16 protein-coding genes and 1 pseudogene are annotated in these 18,638 nt (G+C 58.9%); 9 read left to right on the top strand and 8 right to left on the bottom strand.

Features of this window, described 5'->3' with window-relative positions; genetic code table 11:
• The first annotated feature begins 18 nt into the window (after positions 1–18).
• Positions 19–510, top strand: coding sequence for an NUDIX domain-containing protein (locus tag N7E70_RS15305; RefSeq protein ID WP_263006842.1), 492 nt, complete (start codon positions 19–21; stop codon positions 508–510).
• A gap of 20 nt (positions 511–530) precedes the next feature.
• Here N7E70_RS15305 and N7E70_RS15300 read toward each other — a convergent pair whose 3' ends face one another.
• From N7E70_RS15300 to N7E70_RS15290, 3 genes are all read right to left on the bottom strand, one after another.
• Positions 531–1,091 carry a helix-turn-helix domain-containing protein gene (locus N7E70_RS15300; protein WP_083948563.1) on the bottom strand — a complete coding sequence of 187 codons (561 nt, stop codon included), beginning with the start codon at positions 1,089–1,091 and terminating at the stop codon, positions 531–533.
• Positions 1,092–1,290: 199 nt separating this feature from the next.
• Positions 1,291–1,914: a response regulator FixJ gene (fixJ, locus tag N7E70_RS15295; protein ID WP_067961431.1), complete on the bottom strand. Its 624-nt coding sequence runs from the start codon at positions 1,912–1,914 to the stop codon at positions 1,291–1,293.
• Positions 1,901–3,409, bottom strand: a complete 1,509-nt coding sequence (locus tag N7E70_RS15290) for a two-component system sensor histidine kinase NtrB (protein WP_263006841.1) — start codon at positions 3,407–3,409, stop codon at positions 1,901–1,903. Before N7E70_RS15290 ends, fixJ begins: the two co-directional genes overlap by 14 nt.
• A gap of 208 nt (positions 3,410–3,617) precedes the next feature.
• On the opposite strand from N7E70_RS15290, the gene N7E70_RS15285 reads away from it, so the two are divergent.
• The 4 genes and pseudogenes from N7E70_RS15285 to N7E70_RS15270 all read left to right on the top strand — a co-directional run bounded on the left by N7E70_RS15285 (position 3,618) and on the right by N7E70_RS15270 (position 6,624).
• The gene (locus N7E70_RS15285) at positions 3,618–4,265 is read left to right on the top strand and encodes a BON domain-containing protein (protein ID WP_263006840.1); all 648 of its coding nucleotides are present in this window, start codon (positions 3,618–3,620) and stop codon (positions 4,263–4,265) included.
• A gap of 23 nt (positions 4,266–4,288) precedes the next feature.
• A pseudogene (locus N7E70_RS15280) lies at positions 4,289–5,221 on the top strand (zinc-dependent alcohol dehydrogenase family protein); the annotation flags it as partial.
• A gap of 55 nt (positions 5,222–5,276) precedes the next feature.
• A protein-coding gene (locus tag N7E70_RS15275; RefSeq protein ID WP_263006839.1) for an IS5 family transposase occupies positions 5,277–6,028 on the top strand; the annotation gives its coding sequence in 2 pieces (ribosomal slippage) (positions 5,277–5,613 and positions 5,613–6,028; 753 coding nt in all).
• A gap of 383 nt (positions 6,029–6,411) precedes the next feature.
• Positions 6,412–6,624 carry a hypothetical protein gene (locus N7E70_RS15270; protein ID WP_263006838.1) on the top strand — a complete coding sequence of 71 codons (213 nt, stop codon included), beginning with the start codon at positions 6,412–6,414 and terminating at the stop codon, positions 6,622–6,624.
• Between the two features lie 116 nt (positions 6,625–6,740).
• Here the strand turns inward: N7E70_RS15270 and N7E70_RS15265 are convergent, their stop codons facing one another.
• The 5 genes from N7E70_RS15265 to N7E70_RS15245 all read right to left on the bottom strand — a co-directional run bounded on the left by N7E70_RS15265 (position 6,741) and on the right by N7E70_RS15245 (position 13,639).
• Positions 6,741–7,328, bottom strand: a complete 588-nt coding sequence (locus tag N7E70_RS15265; protein ID WP_263006837.1) for an NAD(P)H-dependent oxidoreductase — start codon at positions 7,326–7,328, stop codon at positions 6,741–6,743.
• A gap of 14 nt (positions 7,329–7,342) precedes the next feature.
• Positions 7,343–9,946, bottom strand: a complete 2,604-nt coding sequence (gene mgtA / locus N7E70_RS15260) for a magnesium-translocating P-type ATPase (protein WP_263006836.1) — start codon at positions 9,944–9,946, stop codon at positions 7,343–7,345.
• 78 nt (positions 9,947–10,024) lie between these two features.
• Positions 10,025–10,411: a hypothetical protein gene (locus N7E70_RS15255; protein WP_067961416.1), complete on the bottom strand. Its 387-nt coding sequence runs from the start codon at positions 10,409–10,411 to the stop codon at positions 10,025–10,027.
• A 61-nt stretch (positions 10,412–10,472) separates the two neighbouring features.
• On the bottom strand, positions 10,473–11,744 hold the full coding sequence (locus N7E70_RS15250; protein WP_263006835.1) for an MgtC/SapB family protein: 1,272 nt from the start codon (positions 11,742–11,744) through the stop codon (positions 10,473–10,475).
• A gap of 26 nt (positions 11,745–11,770) precedes the next feature.
• The gene (locus tag N7E70_RS15245) at positions 11,771–13,639 is read right to left on the bottom strand and encodes a heavy metal translocating P-type ATPase (protein WP_263006834.1); all 1,869 of its coding nucleotides are present in this window, start codon (positions 13,637–13,639) and stop codon (positions 11,771–11,773) included.
• Between the two features lie 301 nt (positions 13,640–13,940).
• Between N7E70_RS15245 and arcD the strand changes: the two genes are divergently transcribed.
• Genes arcD through arcC form a run of 4 tightly spaced genes read left to right on the top strand, consistent with a single transcriptional unit; the run spans position 13,941 to position 18,564 of the window.
• Positions 13,941–15,404: an arginine-ornithine antiporter gene (arcD, locus tag N7E70_RS15240; RefSeq protein ID WP_263006833.1), complete on the top strand. Its 1,464-nt coding sequence runs from the start codon at positions 13,941–13,943 to the stop codon at positions 15,402–15,404.
• A gap of 21 nt (positions 15,405–15,425) precedes the next feature.
• The gene (locus tag N7E70_RS15235; protein ID WP_263006832.1) at positions 15,426–16,643 is read left to right on the top strand and encodes an arginine deiminase; all 1,218 of its coding nucleotides are present in this window, start codon (positions 15,426–15,428) and stop codon (positions 16,641–16,643) included.
• Between the two features lie 12 nt (positions 16,644–16,655).
• Complete coding sequence (gene argF, locus N7E70_RS15230) at positions 16,656–17,657, top strand: ornithine carbamoyltransferase (protein ID WP_263006831.1); 1,002 nt, start codon at positions 16,656–16,658, stop codon at positions 17,655–17,657.
• Position 17,658: 1 nt separating this feature from the next.
• Positions 17,659–18,564 (top strand): carbamate kinase, encoded by a 906-nt coding sequence (gene arcC, locus N7E70_RS15225; protein WP_263006830.1) that lies wholly within the window; start codon positions 17,659–17,661, stop codon positions 18,562–18,564.
• The last annotated feature ends 74 nt before the right edge of the window (positions 18,565–18,638 follow it).

Genomic DNA, 18,638 nt, shown 5'->3' with positions numbered 1-18,638 from the left:
GCGGGGTGCAGGCTTGTCATGGCAAGGAAGAGCGCAGGCATACTAGCGTTCAGGCGAACGCAAGGGTTCGTGGAAGTCCTGCTTGCACATCCGGGCGGGCCGTTCTGGAGCAAACGCGATCTTGGCGCCTGGTCCATGCCCAAAGGCGAGTATGCCGACGACGAGGAATCGGAGGCAGCGGCCAGGCGAGAGTTCCAGGAAGAGACAGGCATCGAAGTGACGGGCAAGCTCATTCCGCTCGGAACCGTCCGCCAGCATAGTGGGAAGCTGGTCACCGCCTTTGCCGTGGAAGCCGACATCGACATGACCGATTTCAAAAGCAACCTGTTTGCCATGGAGTGGCCGCCCCACAGCGGCCAAGACAAGCTCTTTCCGGAGGTGGACCGAATTGAGTGGTTCTCGTTGGCCGACGCGAGCAACAAGCTCGTCGCCGGACAGCGACCATTGTTGGATTTACTGAGCCAAGCAACTGCGAGCGCAGCCTCTGCGGAAAGATGCTCGGGCCAGTGACTGGGACAATGCCCAGCCATCTATTCGCACATAACCGATAGCGCCTGCATCTTGACGATTTCAACCGTTCTCAAGGACACCAGCCGCATGATGCCTTGTCCGCGCAGTCGGGTGAAAACGCGTGACACGGTTTCAAGCGACAGGCCTAGATAATCGGCAATGTCTGTCCGTGACATCGGCAGTTCAAAGCGCTCGAGCCCACCCTGACGCTCGAACATGTCCAGCAAAAAGGCGGCAACTCGCTCAGGAGCATTCTGACGGCCGAGAACGAGGAGATGCTCCTGGGCGCGCACCAGGCCGCGCAGCGCCAGAGGCAGCAGCGTTGCCGACAAATCAGCGGTTGCCGACACTCTCATGGAAAGCGTCGAGGTGGCACCGACCGCCTCGGCGAAGAAATGATGGCGACTATCTGCCTCAAATCCGAACACTTCGCCGGGCAGGTGAAATGCAGAGATTTGCCTGCGGCCATCAGCCAGCAGCCTGTAAACCCGAACGCAACCGAACTTCACCACATAGAAGCAGTTCGCGTCGCTGCCTGGGGAGAAAATCTCGGAGCCAGCCGGATGGAATGACGCAGGCATTGGAACTCCGAATGCCGGAAGAGGCATCTGGCCTAAAAGCGCGTCCCAATTGGACCCCGTGGTATTGTCGACCTTGCCCTGAGAATGCATTGCTCTCTCCCGCGGTAACCGGGAGATTCATCGCGCATGAGCCGCTGCGGAGAAATTCGGTTATGTCACTAGGGGATAATACGTAGTCACGTGATGGTTTGGGGGGCTGTTAATGCTGCCTGGCACCAAGTCCCGCTTCGATGGCCATTCTCACCAGTTCTGGAAGGCTTCGCGCTTCCATTTTGGACATCACGCTTGCCCGGTGAACCTCGACGGTTCGAGGACTGATATCGAGATCGTAGGCGATCGTTTTGTTGGGGAGGCCCGCAACAACGGCGGCGAAGACCTCGCGCTCGCGTTCGCTCAACAGCGCCACGCGTGAACGAATGGCAGATATGTCCTCGTGAACGGCCTGCCTTCCGAGGCTGGCGATGGCCCGGTCTACGGCCGAGATCAGGACATCGTCCTTGAACGGCTTTTCGATGAAATCGAAAGCTCCTGCTTTCATGGCTTCGACGGCAAGTGGAACGTCGCCATGTCCCGTGATGACGATCGCGGGAATGGCGCAGGATAGCTGGCGGAGCCGCTGAAGCAATTCGATCCCATCTACGTCAGGCATGCGAAGGTCCGTCACCAGGCAGCCATTGCGGATGGTTGGTGCCGCAGACAGGAACGCCAAGGCAGACTCGTGCTGGCGCACAGTGTATCCGGACATGGTAAGCAGGAATGCCAGAGACCTTCTGACCGGTTCCTCGTCGTCGACGATGTGGACGACGCTCTCACCCTTGTCCATCGATCGTCTCCTGTTCAAAAGCAGGCAAGGTGAAGCGGAAAGTGACCCCGCCATGGGCGTTCATCCGCATGCTCAGCTCGCCACCGTGGGCCTCAACGATGCGTTTGGCAATGGAGAGGCCAATGCCCATGCCGCTGGCCTTGGTGGTGACGAAGGGCTGGAAAAGGCGTGCAGCGATTTCATCGGGGATGCCAGGCCCAGTGTCGGAAACTTCGACGGCCACTTCGCCCGGGTTCCCAGAAGCTGTCCGCACGGTGAGCAGCCGTGTGTCGCTATCGCGCATGGCTTCAATGCCGTTGCGCATGAGATTTGTGAGCACCTGCTGGATCTGCACTCTGTCAACCATCACCATCCCTGTTCCGGGCCCGAAATCAAAGACTGAGCGAACGCCTCGCTCTCTTGACCCCATCAGAGCCAGAGCGCCTGCCTCTTCGACAAGCTTATGAATGTCCTCGGGCGCTTTCTCGGTCTCCCCGCGCATCACGAATTCGCGCAGATGGCGAATGATCTCTCCCGCTCGTAGCGATTGCGTCGCAATCTCTTGCAACGCCTCTGGAAGCTGGGAAGCCGCTTGCTCTGGGCGTTCGCGCAGCATGCGGATTGACCCTTGCGTGTAGTTTGCAATTGTCGACAGCGGCTGATTGAGTTCGTGTGCAAGCGTGGAAGCCATTTCGCCCAGCTCGTTGAGGCGGGCAAGCCTAGCAAGTTCGCCTTGAATCTCCTGGAGGCGAGCTGCAGATTCCTCTCGTTCGGTCAGATCCCTGATGAAGCCGGTGAAATAGATCTTGTCGCCGGATTTCATCTCGCCCACCGCAAGCGTCATCGGAAACGTGGAGCCATCCTTCCTGCGGCCGACCACCACCCGGTCGACCCCGATGATGCGCTTCTCGCCAGTGGTCAGGTACCTGCGGATGAAGCCATCGTGACCGCTTCGATACGGCTCCGGCATGAGGATTCGAACATTTTTGCCCCTGACTTCCTCTTCCAGGTAGCCGAACTGCCTGACTGCTGCCGTGTTGAAGGAAACGATGGTTCCATCTCTTTCGATGACAACCGAAGCGTCGGGGACGGTGTCCAGTATCGACTTGAGATGGGCCTCGCGCTCAACGAGCCTGTGCTTCGTTTCCTCATTAGCGGTCCAGGCTCGATGCAGGAGTTCACCCATTGCCGCCAGCGCGAACCCAACGAGGGTGAAAACCAGCAGCGCACCGACACCAGTGTTGCCCTCCAGCTTGAGCCCACCAATGTAGAAAGCGCCAACAACGGACAGGACGACGGAAACTAGCCCGGGGCCTGCGCCACCTATCATCGCAGCCATGAGAATTGCCGGGACGAAGAGTATGAAAGTGGCGCTGTCAGCCAGAAAGCCATGGAGGAGAATACGTGCCAAGAATGCGAATGCCACGATTGAACAGGCAAAAAGGTATGCTTTTCCCCCTTTGTAAACAGAGGGAAACGTTACCTTGCGGAACTTAGAGATGGCGTCTGCTGCCATACCCGCTTCCTGATGTCCCCTGACCTAACGCCGCCGAAATGCCGGTCAGCATTCCACCCTTGTACATCCATAGATCTTGCAGAGCTATCGGGATCGCGTGCAGGCTGAGAGAGTGGGGCCGCGGGCGCAATCCGTTTGACACAGGTCAATGCAGCCCTGGCTTTCTGCGAGAGACTGGACGCTTTCTGCTGCCGAAGGAGTTCGAAGCATGTCTGACGCCGCTCTCAAGCAGGATGTCCTGGACGAACTCGATTTCGAGCCCAGCATCGATGCGGCCCACATCGGCGTAGCAGTTGATCACGGTGTTGTCACCTTGACTGGACACGTCTCGACCTATGCTCAAAAGGCCGCGACAGAAGCAGCGACGCGACGGGTGAAGGGGGTTAAAGGGATCGCTCAAGAAATCGAGGTCCGGCCCTTCGGAGCCAATGCCACCGCCGATGACGAGATCGCTAGGCGGGCTCTAGACACCCTGGCATGGAATACGACGATCCCAGACAACGCTGTTCAGATTACGGTGCAACGTGGCTGGGTGACGCTTACTGGTAGCGTCACTTGGCAGTACCAGAAGTCCGCCGCAACCGATGCCATACATCGGCTGGCTGGCGTGGTCGGCATCTCCAACAATATTGAAATCAAGCCGCACCTGACATCGGCCGATGTCAGCAAGAAGATCAAGTCGGCCTTGGTACGCAGCGCTGAAATCGAAGCTCAAGCGATCCAGGTCTCGGTGTCCGATGGAACCGTCCGGCTTGAGGGTCACGTCCGCACATGGTCGGAGCGCATGGCGGCCGAACGCGCAGCATGGTCTATCCCCGGAGTTACCCAGGTCGACGACCGAATTTCAGTGAGCTGAGGTCGTATCGGGAGGCTGCAGTAATGAAGGCAATGTTGCTTGAACATGCGGGCCAGCCGCTTCGGCTTGTCGAAAGGACGCCCCCTGCCCCCGGGCCCAGGCAGATTCGACTGCGTGTCGAAGCCTGCGCCGTATGCCGAACCGATCTCCATGTTATCGACGGAGACCTGCCAAATCCGAAGCTGCCGTTGATCCCGGGGCACGAGATCGTCGGCATTGCCGACCTAGTCGGATCGGATGTCGACAGTTCTATGCTCGGCCGTCGATTCGGCGTGCCTTGGCTGGCTCGAACGTGCGGCACCTGTCTCTATTGCAGCACGGGTCGCGAGAACCTGTGCGATGCAGCTGAGTTCACAGGCTACACACTGGACGGTGGTTTCGCGACCCATGTCTTGGTTGGCATCGACTATGCCTTCGAGCTCGACCCCCTTGCCGATCCGGTGGCGCTGGCCCCTCTGTTATGTGCTGGGCTTATCGGGTGGCGATGCCTGAAAAAGGCGGGAGACGCTAAGCGTCTCGGAATCTTTGGTTTCGGCGCGGCCGCTCATATCATCGCCCAGGTTGCGGTCTGGCAAAAACGGGAAGTCTTTGCTTTCACCAAACCGGGAGACGTGACCGCCCAGGGCTTGGCCCGCCAGCTTGGCTGCGCGTGGGCGGGCAGTTCGGGAGATCAGCCTCCGGCAGAACTTGACGCGGCGATCATCTTTGCACCGGTTGGTACACTTGTGCCCAGGGCGCTCGCTCTGGTTCGCAAAGGCGGGCGCGTTATCTGTGGCGGCATACACATGAGTGACATCCCCGCCATGGAGTACAAAGTCTTATGGGGGGAGCGCGAACTCGTTTCGGTGGCGAACCTGACGCGTGGGGATGGCCAGGAGTTCTTTTCAATCGCTGAGCAGGCGAAAATTCATGCCCGCACCACCGCCTATCCGCTCCAAGAAGCCAACACCGCACTAAGGCTTGTTGAGATTCAGGATTCCCATATTGAGCGGATTGTGATTCACACTTTGGATGGATCGCTTTGTTTTGACGGACGCCCAATGGGCAAAGATGGAACCTCATTGTTTGGGCAAGCCGACGGACCCTGGGCGCAGTGGGAGCGACAACCGCCGCTTCATCGAAGCGGTGCTGTGGATCGCGCGAACGGGTAGCCCCTGGCGCGATCTTCCGGCCTTTTTCGGAAACTGGAACACGGCCTTCAAACGCTATCGGGATTGGTTGAAAGCTGATGTTTTCATCAGGCTCTTCGAGGTCTGCTCGGACGAACCGGATATGGAATATGCGATGGTCGATGCCACCATTGTGAAGGTCCATCGTCACGGCCAGGGTGCAAAAGGGGGACTACGCGGCAGGCCATAGGTCGATCCAAGGGGGGCATGACGACCAAGATCCTCGCCCTTACAGACGCGCTTGGCAATCTGGTCCGCTTCGAACTCATGCCCGGCCATCGCTTCGATACGGTCGGCGTGGCGCCGCTGATCGAGGGCATCAACTTTGGCGGGCTGATCGCCGACAAGGCCTTCGACAGCAATCACATAATCACCGATCTCAATGAGCGCGGCGCCAAGATCGTCGTCTCCCAGCACCCAAGGCGCACAAAGCCGCTGCCGCTCGACAAGGAACTCTACAAGTGGCGCCACCTCATCGAAAACTTCTTCTGCAAGCTCAAGGAATTCAAGCGCATCGCCATGCGCGCAGACAAAACCGACCAGAGCTTCGCCGCTATGATCTATCTCGTTGCCGCCGTCATCAACTCTCGATGAATCTCAACAAGCCTTAGACGACCTTAGGTCGGGAAAGCTCAGTGGGGCTGCAGTCCTAACGCCTTGGCCAATTTCTGCCCGGCATTGGATACCTCGCCGACGGGCCAATCTATGAGACAGCTATCGACGCATGGGGAATGCGATATCGTTACGATGGCCTCGCCCCGCGCGACGTCGGCGGATGCCTGGATGTCTTACGCCTGCATACGGGTGAATGGATCGATCCCGGCGGCCTCATCTACATCGCAGAGGTTCCGTGAACCAAAGTGCAGGACGTGCCGTGATCAGCCACCACCCGAGCATGCGCTAGATATTTGCACCGCCTTAGCATTTGGGACGGCAACTTGATGCGCGACATGTCTTCCCGGATAGGAAACCCACTGATGAGCATCTTCGACAAGATCAACAAGAGGCTTTCGGACAATCTGTATCGGCATGGGCATTATTTGACGGACCCCCACGCAAAAGACCATGACAAGATCGTTGAAATGGTCGACGACCTCATGGAGTTTGTCAAAGAGGACGCGAGGAAGGACGTGAGGGGGAAGGTCGTAAATCTGATACGTCGCCACAAACGTCACGACGTGGAAATATAAGGCAACCACGAGTGACGATCAGCTATTCCGAACTGGCACGACGTAGATTGGCCATCCCGACGGTCTACTCACAGGCTAAGAAACATCCGAGGACTGGGCTGGCCCCCTAGCGGAGTTCATCGAGCACCTATCCCAAGGCTTTCGATCTTCCGGATCCATTTCTTCCGCCGCTCCAGACTTCCCCCCACAGGCCCGAGCAAGGTTTCATATACGGGCTTGATCCCCACGAAATTCAGGATCCCTCGGCGCATGCCAGCGATCCCGTGGTTGAGGAACCATAGCCGATAGAAGATCGACGGCATTCCCATGGTCACCACGATCCGAGCGGATCGGCCTCGCAGGAGAGATTCTGTCAGCATTCCCTTGTTTTCCGGGTACTGGAAGGCCACTCCTGGCCGCATCGTCTGCTCGAGGAATCCTTTGAGCAGTGCAGGCATGGTGCCAAGCCACAAAGGGAATACGAACACTAAGTGTTCAGCCCAGACGATCGCGTCGGTAGCCGCTCGCAATGGTTCAGGGACGATACCGTGCTCGAACTCTTCGGCGGTCCTCAATAGCGGGAAGTCTGTGATCGCCAGATCGATCTCACGGATCTGATGGCCCGCGCTCTCCGCCGCGGCAGCATACGCTTTCGCAAGCACGCGACAAAACCGATCGGGGGAAGGATCCGGGTGACCAATTACAATGAAGATACGTCGAGCCATCGAGACAACTCCGTTCACTGCGACCTGCTCGCCAATCCGCCAACAAGGGCACGCTTCGTTGGACTGTGCAGGCCAGTGTTAGAAATGCCAGAAGTCGCGAAGAACCGGACCTTCAACCACTCCGTCGCCATCACATATGCAAGGGTGATGTAGAGCAGTCCGCCCATGGTTGTTAAAGGCAGAGGCACGAACCCAAACCAGGCGGCCACGGGCGAATAGGACAGACTAACCGCAACGGCACCGACGAGAATCGTAAGCGAGACAAGCATCCGACTGGGACGGCTTGCCCAAGCAGGCTTGTGGGTCCGAATGACCAGAACGATGGCAAGTTCGGTAAGTAACGATTCAGTGAACCAACCGGTCTGAAACACCGAAGCGTCGGCGTGAACCACAAACAATAGGAAGGCGAACGTTGCCGCGTCGAACAGGGAACTGACCAAACCGAAACGGATCATGAAGCGGCGAATGAAGGAGATGTCCCATCTCCTCGGCCGCCTGGTTTCATCTATGTCGACATTGTCGGTTGCGATCGCCAAAGACGGGAGATCGGAAAGAAAGTTGTTTAGCAGAATCTGCTTCGCCAAGAGGGGGAGAAAAGGCAGGAAAAGCGACGCGATGGCCATGCTGATCATGTTGCCGAAGTTCGCGCTTGTCGTGATGGCGATGTACTTCATTGTGTTGGCAAAGGTCTTTCGGCCGTCGTCTATCCCCACCATGAGAACCCCAAGGTCCCGTTCGAGCAGAATGATATCGGCCGCCTCGCGCGCCACGTCGACGGCTTGATCCACCGAGATGCCGACATCGGCCTGGTGGAGTGCCGGCGCGTCGTTGATGCCATCCCCGAGATAGCCGACAATCCGGCCTCGTCTCTTGAATGCTTCGACGATCCGTTCCTTCTGGTTGGGGTCGATCTCGGCAAAAATGTCGATGTCTTCGACACGCGCGAACAAGGCTTCCTTCGTCATGTGAACCAGTTCGCCGCCGGTCAACATCGCGTCGGGGGCTAGGCCTATAGCCTTGGCAAGATGCCTGGCAACGTGTCGGTCATCGCCACTGATCATTCGAACGGACACGCCGCGATTGGCGAGTTCCTTCAGTGCGTCAGCCGAGCTCTCCTTTGGAGGGTCGAAGAATAGTAGAAAGCCCGCGAGCGTGAGATCCATTTCATCACCGCGGGTGAAACCTTCAGTCTTCAGAAACTGACGGACAGCCAGGGCAATAACGCGAAAGCCCTGTTCGCTCCACGACCGAACCTGGTCATCGATATCGGCCCGACGCTGATCGGAGAGTTTTTCAGCCGTGTGTCCGTCTGTCTCAGTCCCGCACACATCCAGCATCGTCCGGACCGCACCCTTGCAGATCATCAGCGAGCCGCCTTCGGCTCTGCGGACGATAACGGACAGGCGCTTGCGGGCGAAGTCGTAGGGAATCTCGTCGAGCTTGAACTCTTGCCCGCCCAGGGGCTGCTGCTCCTGAGTGCCGGCATCGACGATCGCTTCGTCGAGTGGATTCTTGATCCCAGTCTGGAGCGACGCGTTCAGTTTCGCCCAAGCAAGCAGTTGATCGGATGGCCGCCCACGCGAATCTACCCATCGGTCAAGCCGAATGGCTCCTTCGGTTAATGTCCCCGTCTTGTCGGTACACAGGACATCCATGCTGCCCAGGTTCTCAATTGCCTCGAGCCGTCGGACGATCACGCCATTCTTGGCCATGACCGCGGCCCCACGAGCGAGCGTCACGCTGATGATCGCAGGCAACAGTTCCGGGGTAAGGCCGACCGCCAGTGCAAGAGAAAAGAGCAGCGATTCTGCCAACGGCCTGTGGAGCAACAGGTTGACCACAAATACGACGATCACAATCGCCAGCATCACCTCGGTCATGAGGTATCCGAATCGCCGGATCCCCTTGGCAAAGCCGCTTTCCTCCACCCGCCTCTCGACTGCATCGGCGATGGCTGCGAACTCTGTGGCGCTTCCTGTTGCGACGGCGAGTACGGTAGCCGTGCCACTGCGGACGGATGTCCCTGTGAAGACAGAATTCGTCCGTTGCCCCAGCGGCGTTTCTGCCCCGACTACTCCCATGGTTTTCAGGACGGGAAAGGATTCGCCAGTCAGGACCGCCTCACTGACGTTGAAGTCTCGGGCATCGACGATGAGGCCGTCGGCAGCAATCATGTCCCCAGCGGATAACTTGAGAAGATCGCCGGGGACGACCTCATCTACGGCAACGTCGGTCTCGATACCATCGCGCAAAGTCCTGACTCTTCGAAGCAATTGACGCTTCAGGGCCAATGCGGCCTTGGACGCGCCGTATTCTTGCGTGAAGCCCAGGCCACAACTCGCCAACAGTATAAGGCAGATAATAATCGCTTCTTGCGCCTCTCCCATCAGAGACGACACTGCCGCGGCAAACATGAGTATGAGCACCAAAGGGCTGCGGACTTGCCGAAGCACCAGGCGGAGAGCCTCTCCCCCCGAGCGACCTTGAATGGCGTTGATTCCGTGAAGCGCACGACTTTGGTTCGCTTGCGCGGTGGTCAAACCGCTTGGGTTCGTGCCCAGCGCGGTCATGACCTCCACCAGCGGCATCGACCAATAGGGATCACGCTGCGGCTTCATCGGCTCGCCTCGCCCCTTCGAGGGTTCCAGATGTCAGAGGGGACCACTAACAGAACAGCCGGACGGCCAACTGAGGTGTCACGGCCGCTCGACCCTGGCGACCTGGTAGGTATGCATGGCTTGTTTTCGTCCGATCGAGACGTATTCGCCGACAGTGAAACGTTCGTCGTTCAGGCGAAAGCCGATCTCATCGTCGCGGTCGCCTTCAGAATAGTCGAAATACCACTGCCCGCCCGGCTTGCGCCTCAGCAATCCTATGCGATCTTCGCTCCCGTCGCCGAACTTTCGGACGCGGCAGAACGCCTGGTGCGTCTTCCAGTCGGCAGCATCAAGCCGACCTTCAGCATCGAGTGGGACAAGCAAATCGTATCCGACCTCTCGATCCCCGATGGGATGTCCCTTTTCGCGGGCCAGAAGCAGCCGCACGTTCCGAAAGCCAGGTGTCAAATCTGCCAACGAGGTCATAGCGCAATCCTCTATTTGCTCTGACATAGCGCTCGATCCCGCGGGACGGCATTGATCCGCGTCAAATTGACGACGACCAGGACATGGCACCCGTAAGGAAAAAGACAGCCGCGCCTAACGCCATGGCTATGAGCGTCGCCAGAAGCAGGCCTCCGGCAAAACGACCAGGTCCGGCAATCGCAGCCATTCCTATGCGCCCCAACGCATTCGCCGCAAGTGCCACCAGCACAGCCCAAGCAGCAGTCTGAGTGGAAGTCGGCCCCGCCACCAGGCGAAGAGCGCTCAGTACGGCAACGTCGACGTCGAAGAGGCCGGAAAGCGTCGAGACCGCAAGCACCCCTCTGCTTCCAATCAAGCCTGCCATCCATGCACTTGCTAGCGACGCAATTGAAAAGAGGACTGCAAACGCAAGCAATGGGTAGAGTTCGAACGGATTGCGCACCAAATTGCTATCGACCTTCTGATCACCGTAGGCTGACAAGAAGAAGCCACCCACGCAGCCGAACCCGACAGCGGCAGCGAGGGCTGATGTTGCAATGAGCCCGGCCACACTCGGCTCCAGGACAAGGACCACGACGACCACTCGAATGATGGAGACGGCTGCTGCAAGACACGCTGCTCCAACCAATGTTAGCACGCCTCCCGAAGTTCTGGCGGAGCGAGCCAAGGCTATGGTGACTGCTGTCGAAGAAACGACAGCGCCTGTCACGGAACTGACGACCAGACCACGCCTGGCTCCGAGAATGCGTACGGCGACATAGCCCGCGTACGAGATCCCGGCGATTAGAATGGTAAAGACCCAAACCTCGCGAGGATTGAAACCTCCCCATGGGTCAACCGCCTTGTCGGGCAACAGTGGCAGCACGACTGTAGTCATGACGGCTAGCACAAGTGCCGAGCGCAACTCGATCCAAGTCAGTCGCCGAAGCAGCCCGTGCAGAACCTCCCGGCTTGCTAGGGTCGCAGCCAAAACGCCGCCCCCAGCTGCCGCGGCACGGTAGTCGCCCACAACAGCCAATGCCCCCAGTGAGAAAACCCCCAGGCCCGCCACGACCCCGGTGACGCTGAAGTCCTCATCATGTGCGGCCTCCCGCGCTTTGTACCAAGACAGAACAGCGGCAAATCCAAGGAAGCCCGCAACCAGCACTGCCGGCGCTTGTACGGCTTGGCTGAGGGCAGCGATAACACCACCAAGAAGCCCAGAAATCCCGAATGTCCGAATGCCTGCAGTGCGGCTTCGATCAGGCTCGTTCCGTTCTTGCCACCCACGCTCGAGGCCAACCAGGAGCCCGATCGCCAGCGCGAGTCCGAGACGTGCTATGGCACCATCCATTGGTCACCTGCTGTCGAAGCGGCTTGTCATTGGTATCCCATTTTGCGTTTCCCATGGTCGCCGAGTGCCCGCAAAGCATTGAGGATGACCGCAACGTCTATCGCCTCCTGAAGAAGCGCCCCAGAGACAGGCGAAAGAAAGCCAAAGGCCGCGGCTATCATCGCCAATGCAGATAGCCCGATGCCAGCCACGATGCTTTGTCTTGCGATCATGGTAGTCCGGCTCGCGATTTCAACCGCCGTCGCCACAGCCCCTAAGCTGTCTGTCAGGACGACCACATCTGCAGCCTCGGATGAGGCTGTTGCTCCGCGAGCACCCATCGCAACACCCACTGTGGCCATCGCTAGTGCTGGAGCATCGTTGATGCCGTCGCCGACCATCATGGTAGCTGCCTTGCTGCTCTCGGCATTTACAACAGCCACCTTGTCAGCGGGTGACGCGTCCGCAACGACGAGGTCCAGCGGGAGAGTGGCCGCTATTCGATTGGCGGCATCTGCATCATCGCCTGTCAGTATTATGCTGCGCCTCACGCCGGCATTCCGAAGCCGGGTCACGGCCGAAACAGCATCCGCCCGAAGGCCGTCGCCAAGAACCAAGACCGCCGCGAGGCGGCCCTCGACGGCCATGTACACAACAAGAACCGGATGCCCCTGATATCGGGACACCACCCGTTCCGCCCAAGCCGGAGGCGCTGAAGCCGCCAAGATTAGGGACCGGGAACCAGCGGAGACCCTGGTTCCTGAAATGGTTCCGATCAACCCCGATCCTCTATGCTCACAAACGCTATCAGGGCGCGTCAAGGTGAGCCCCCTGTTTCTAGCGAGGGCAACGATCGCTGAGGCGAGAACGTGGTGAGATGCCTGTTCCAGGGAACCCAACAAACTTAGAAGTTCATCTTCGTCTCTTCCCGGGGCAATTTGCATCTCGATCAGTTGAGCGCCGCCATGGGTGAGTGTGCCTGTCTTGTCGAAGATGGCAGTCCTTACTTTTGCGAGGGCTTCCAGCGCCGTGCTGCCCTTCATCAGAACACCCTGACGTGCCGCGCGGGAGACTCCGGCTATGAAAGCGATCGGCGCCGCGAGAATGAGCGGACACGGCGTTGCCACGACCAGGACGGCGAGTGCTCGCACTGGGTCACCTGAAACATGCCACGCGGCAGCTGCCACGATCAGCGTGAGGGGCAACAACACCAACGCAAATCGGTCGGCCATGCGGATGAATGGTGCTTTGGCAGTCTGAGCCGCCTCGACCATTCTGACGATGCCGGCATAGGTGCTTTCCGCTGCGACGGCAGTGGCGCGCATGTGAAACATTTCTCCTGCGTTCACTGTGCCGCTGCGGACTGCATCTCCTTGCTTGCATGCCTTTAAGAACGGCTCCCCGGTGATGGCGGACTCATCGATCCTTGTGTCATCATCGAGCAGCACGCCATCGACGGGCAGCACCTCGCCGGCCCGAACCATCAAATCGTCTCCAACCGAGACGCTCTCGATTGAAATGCTCTCGAGGACCTCGCCGCGGCGGCGGTGCGCAATCCTCGGTGACCGGTCAGTCAAGGCCTTCAGGTCACTTTGGGCACGACCACGAGCATAGTCCTCAAGGACATTGCCCCCCATGTACATGATCGCGACAACTATTGCGGCCAAATCCTCACCGAGCCAAAGCGCCGCACTCATTGACACAAGAGCAATGGCATCGACACCAAAACGACCAGCCCACAGATCTCGGCCAATGGAGAGTGCGAGGGCGGCGATCACCGGGGCGCTTGCGAAGGCCCAAATGCTGTCAGCCAGATTTTCCATGCCGAGCTGAAACTGTGTCGCAAACCCAGCGGCGAGCCCTAAAACGGCGATCGCCAGTAAGATCTTTCTGAGCAAGGGTTCGTTGACGGGCATGTTCCCTCGATCGCTTTGCACGACAACAGGTGCGAGTCTGCCGTCGCCATTCCGACTTCAGACGGCAGCCGCGTCCCGCATACGTTCGAGTCACATTGCGACAAGATCGTCCGAGAGGACGCTACCTTCGGTTTGACTATCGGAGCGTAGCGCAAGCGCCTTGATCCACGTCAATTTGGATCCGCGCTCGCTCCGACCTCAAACCAAAACACTGCTCTCCAGCGATTGACGCGCGTCAAAGCCGAACGGCCAATTGCAGCGCACTCTGCCAGCAATTGGTCTGCACTTTGGGAGACGCACCATGGCTGCCACAGACATCTCTTCTAACTCCGCCGCCGCGACAGCAAACGGGACCAAGCTGCGCCTGGGCCCATTGACGGCCCTTGTCATCGGTTCGATGGTCGGATCCGGGGTGTTCAGCCTGCCGCAAAACATGGCCGCTGGCGCAGGTCCTCTTGCCATTGTGATTGGCTGGGCCATTACCGCCATCGGCATGCTGGCATTGGTGTTCGTCTATCAGTCTCTTGCGACCCGCAAGCCAGAACTTGATGCCGGGCCATATGCCTATGCAAAAGCAGGGTTCGGACCGTTCGTCGGCTTTAACAGCGCCTGGGGTTATTGGATCAGCGCCTGGGTCGGCAATGTTTCATACGCTGTGATCGTATTCAGCGCACTTTCCTACTTCTTTCCTGCCTTCGGCGATGGAAACACATGGCAGGCCGTAGTAGGCGCATCAGCCCTGCTGTGGGCAATCCATTTCCTCATCATGGCTGGCGTTCGGCAAGCTGCACTCGTCAACCTGATCGTGACGGCAGCCAAGATCGCTCCCATCGTCCTGTTCATCGGCATCGTCGTCGTGGCATTCAAGGTGGACGTATTCAATGCCGACTTCACTGGGCTTGGGAATACCAGCCTCGGTTCAATCATGAACCAGGTGAAGAGCACGATGCTGGTGACGTTGTGGGTATTCATCGGCATCGAAGGCGCCAGTGTATTCTCGGCTCGCGCCGAGAAGCGCAGGGACATTGCCAAGGCCACCGTCTTTGGCTTCCTAGCCTGCCTTGCCCTCTACGCACTGGTGTCCCTGTTGTCGCTCGGCATCATCAGTCAGCCGCAACTGGCTGCACTGAAGAACCCCTCGATGGCAGGCGTTCTAGAGGCCGTGGTCGGTCCGTGGGGTGCCATACTTATCAATCTGGCATTGGTTGTTTCAGTGGTCGGCGCATTCCTGAGCTGGACGTTGCTCGCAGCTGAGGTGCCGCATATCGCGGGTAAAGACGGCACCATGCCGGCCTTCTTCGGTCATGAAAACGACCGTGGCGTTCCGTCCGTATCGCTCTTCGTGACCAACATTCTGGTGCAAGCCTTCCTCATCATTACGCTGTTTGCGCAGAGCACCTACCAAGCTTTGTTCTTCATCGCTTCGACGGCTATCCTTGTCCCCTATATCTTCTCTGGTGCTTACGCCGCAAAGCTGGCGATACAAGGCGACAGCTATGGTGCCAGCGAAAACCGTAATGCGCCTATGCTTATGGGGCTGTTGGCCACGGCATACGGGCTGTGGCTCGTCTATGCCGCCGGGCTTTCGTACCTGTTCATGTGCGCCGTGCTCTACGCCCCAGGGATCGTCTTTTACGTCTGGGCACGTCGGGAAAACAGCCAACGGATCTTTCGACCTGCGGAAGCTGCGATCGCCGCTGTGTTGGTCGGGGTCGCCATCTATGCGGCGTACCAGATGTGGACGGGTGCGGTGAGCGCGCTCTGACCCATTCCGAAAGGTTTAGCTATGGCCGAACTCGGCGTTCATTCCGAAACCGGTCGGTTGCGCGAAGTCATCGTGCATCGGCCTGACCTCAGCCTCCGCCGTCTCACACCAGGGAACTGCAAGGCGCTTTTGTTCGATGACGTGCTATGGGTCAGGCGCGCACGTCAGGAGCACGACATTTTCGTGGATTCGCTCCGCGAGCGCGGCGTGACCGTGCACCTCTTCGGTGAGCTGCTGGCCGAGACCATGGCAATCCCTGAAGCCCGCGACTGGCTGCTCGACCGCAGGGTGGACGCGTCGGTGGTTGGCCATGACATGGTCAGCGAGCTTCGTGGCTGGCTCGACCCCATGCCCGCAGAGCAGATTTCATCGCTTCTTGTGGGCGGAATAACTCGCGCCGAACTGCCGTTCGACCCCGCTGGCCTGACGGGCAAGACACTGCTTGCAGAAGACTTTGTACTGCCTCCGCTGCCCAACCAACTTTTCACTCGCGACAGCTCCTGCTGGATCTATCGGTCCGTGTCGGTGAATCCGATGTATTGGCCAGCGCGCAAGCCGGAGGCAGTCAATGTCGAAGCGGTCTATCGTTTCCATCAGCGTTTTCGAGCCGCCGGCGTGCCCTTTGTTTCGCCAGACAAGCCCGGTCCAAATGTGAGTCTGGAGGGCGGCGATGTCATGCCTATCGGCAACGGCGTGGTCCTTGTCGGAATGGGCGAACGAACCACTCCACAAGCCGTGGGCGGCCTCGCGCGAAACCTCTTCTCGGCCGGAGAAGCTACCCAGGTGATCGCGGCGCTTATGCCCCGCGATCGGTCCTTCATGCATCTCGATACTGTCTTTACCTTGTGCGACCGCGACCTCGCGACAATGTTCCCGGCGGTGGTCGGGCGGCTTCAGACTTTTTCGCTGCGCCCAGGTGAAGGCATCAATTCCGTCGATGTTGTCGAGGAGCGCAGGCCCTTCACGGAAGTGGTCACAGAGGCGCTCAATCTGAAAACCCTGCGCATCGTCGAAACTGGTGGTGATGCACCCGAAGCCGAGCGAGAGCAATGGGATGACGGCAACAACGTCGTTGCGATCGAGCCGGGTGTCGTCATCGGTTACGACCGCAACGTCTACACCAACACGCAGCTGCGGCGCGCAGGCATCGAGGTCATAACGATCGAAGGCAGCGAGCTGAGCCGCGGCCGCGGTGGAGGCCATTGCATGACGTGCCCGATATCTCGAGATCCGAATTAAGAGGAGATCACCATGCCCGTAAACTTGCATGGGCGTAACGTCCTGACGCTTGATGATTTCTCCGGCCAGGAGATCCGATATCTGCTTCGGCTTGCCGCAGATCTGAAGGCCGCCAAGCAAGCGGGAACCGAAAAGCCGCGGCTGACACGCAAGAACATCGCCCTGATTTTTGAGAAAGATTCGACCCGCACCCGATCGGGCTTCGAGGTCGCGGCCTATGACCAGGGCGCGCACGTTACCTACATCGGGCCGTCAGGAAGCCATATCGGTCACAAGGAATCGATGAAGGACACCGCACGGGTGCTGGGCCGCATGTACGATGCCATCGAGTACAGGGGCTACAGTCAGCACCAGGTCGAGTTGTTGGCGGCCTATGCGGGGGTCCCAGTATACAACGGACTCACTGACGAAGCGCATCCAACCCAAATCCTCGCCGATTTCATGACGATGCGGGAATTCACCCACAAACATCTCTCGGACATGACGATCGCATTCGTCGGAGAAGGCAGAGACAATGTTGCCCAGTCGCTGGCGATAGGTGCAAGCAAGCTTGGTATGGATATCCGGATCGCGTCTCCCCGAGAGCTGTGGCCCGACAATAATTTCTGCGCCCACGTGAAAGAGTTGGCCGAACGAAGAGGCGGCCAGTTCAGGATCGACGACGACGTGCAGGCCTGCGTCAAGGGAGCTGACTTCATCTACACCGACGTTTGGCTTTCTTTGGGTGAGGACGAAGGCGGCTGGGGCGAGCGGATCAAGTTGCTGACACCTTTTCGGGTCACCCGCGATCTGATGGCTGCGACAGGAAACCCTCACACGAAGTTCATGCATTGTCTGCCAGCGTTCCACGATACCGAGACGGCGGTCGGGGCGCATATCGAACGCGAATACGGCATTGACTGCATGGAGGTCGAGAATGCCGTTTTCGAGTCCGAGGCTTCGATCGTGTTCGATCAGGCGGAGAACCGCATGCATTCGATCAAAGCCATCCTCTTGGCAACGATCGGCAGCTGAAATGCGTATCGTTGTGGCGCTTGGAGGCAACGCCCTATTGAAGCGAGGCGAACCGATGACGGCAGAAAACCAGCGCGCCAACATCAGAAGAGCTGCCCGGTCACTCGCCGACCTCGTGAGCCAGGGCCATGCCCTGGTGATCACTCATGGAAACGGTCCGCAGGTCGGGCTGCTTGCCCTGCAGGCGGCCGCGTCTTCGGGCGAGCCATTTCCACTGGACGTGCTCGACGCAGAAAGTGCAGGAATGATCGGCTATGTTCTTCAACAGGAACTTGGCAACGTCATGAGAGATCGGCATTTCGCCACCCTTCTCACCCAGGTCAAAGTCAATCCGCACGACCCTGCCTTCAGCAAGCCGACGAAACCGATCGGACCAATGTATGATAAGGCGATGGCGACAAAGCTGGCTGCCGAACGGGGCTGGCACATCGCGCCTGACGGCGAGAAGTGGCGGCGTGTCGTTGCCTCGCCGAAACCGCTTGAAATCCTGGAAGTCCAGGTGATCAGCTTCCTGACCGAGGGCGGCGTGACCGTTATCTGCGCCGGCGGGGGAGGCATTCCGGTAGTCGAGCTGAGCGACGGAAGCCTAGCCGGGATCGAAGCAGTCATCGACAAGGATTTGGCATCTTCCCTACTGGCGCGACAGCTTGATGCGGACTTCTTGCTCATGCTGACGGACGTAGATGCTGCCTACGAAAATTGGGGTACGCCACGCGCTCGCCCCCTCGATCAGGTCAGTGTTTCGGAGCTCTCGCTGGATGACTTCGCTCCTGGCTCGATGCGTCCGAAAATGGCCGCGGCAATCGAGTTCGCGCATGCAACAGGTCGGCCTGGCGCAATCGGACGTCTCGAAGACGCTTCGGCCATCGTGGCCGGAACTAGGGGCACCCTGGTTTCACGCGCATGACGTGGCGCACAATCCATCTTCGACAGGGATTGGCAATTGATCCGCGTCAAGGCGTTCACCCCTGCTTGCGCCAT

The sequence above is a fragment of the Aminobacter sp. NyZ550 genome (genome assembly GCF_025628925.2).
In the GTDB taxonomy this organism is placed as follows: domain Bacteria; phylum Pseudomonadota; class Alphaproteobacteria; order Rhizobiales; family Rhizobiaceae; genus Aminobacter; species Aminobacter ciceronei.
Note: the sequence above shows the minus strand (reverse complement) of the source record. Positions and strands in the feature narration are given on the sequence as shown.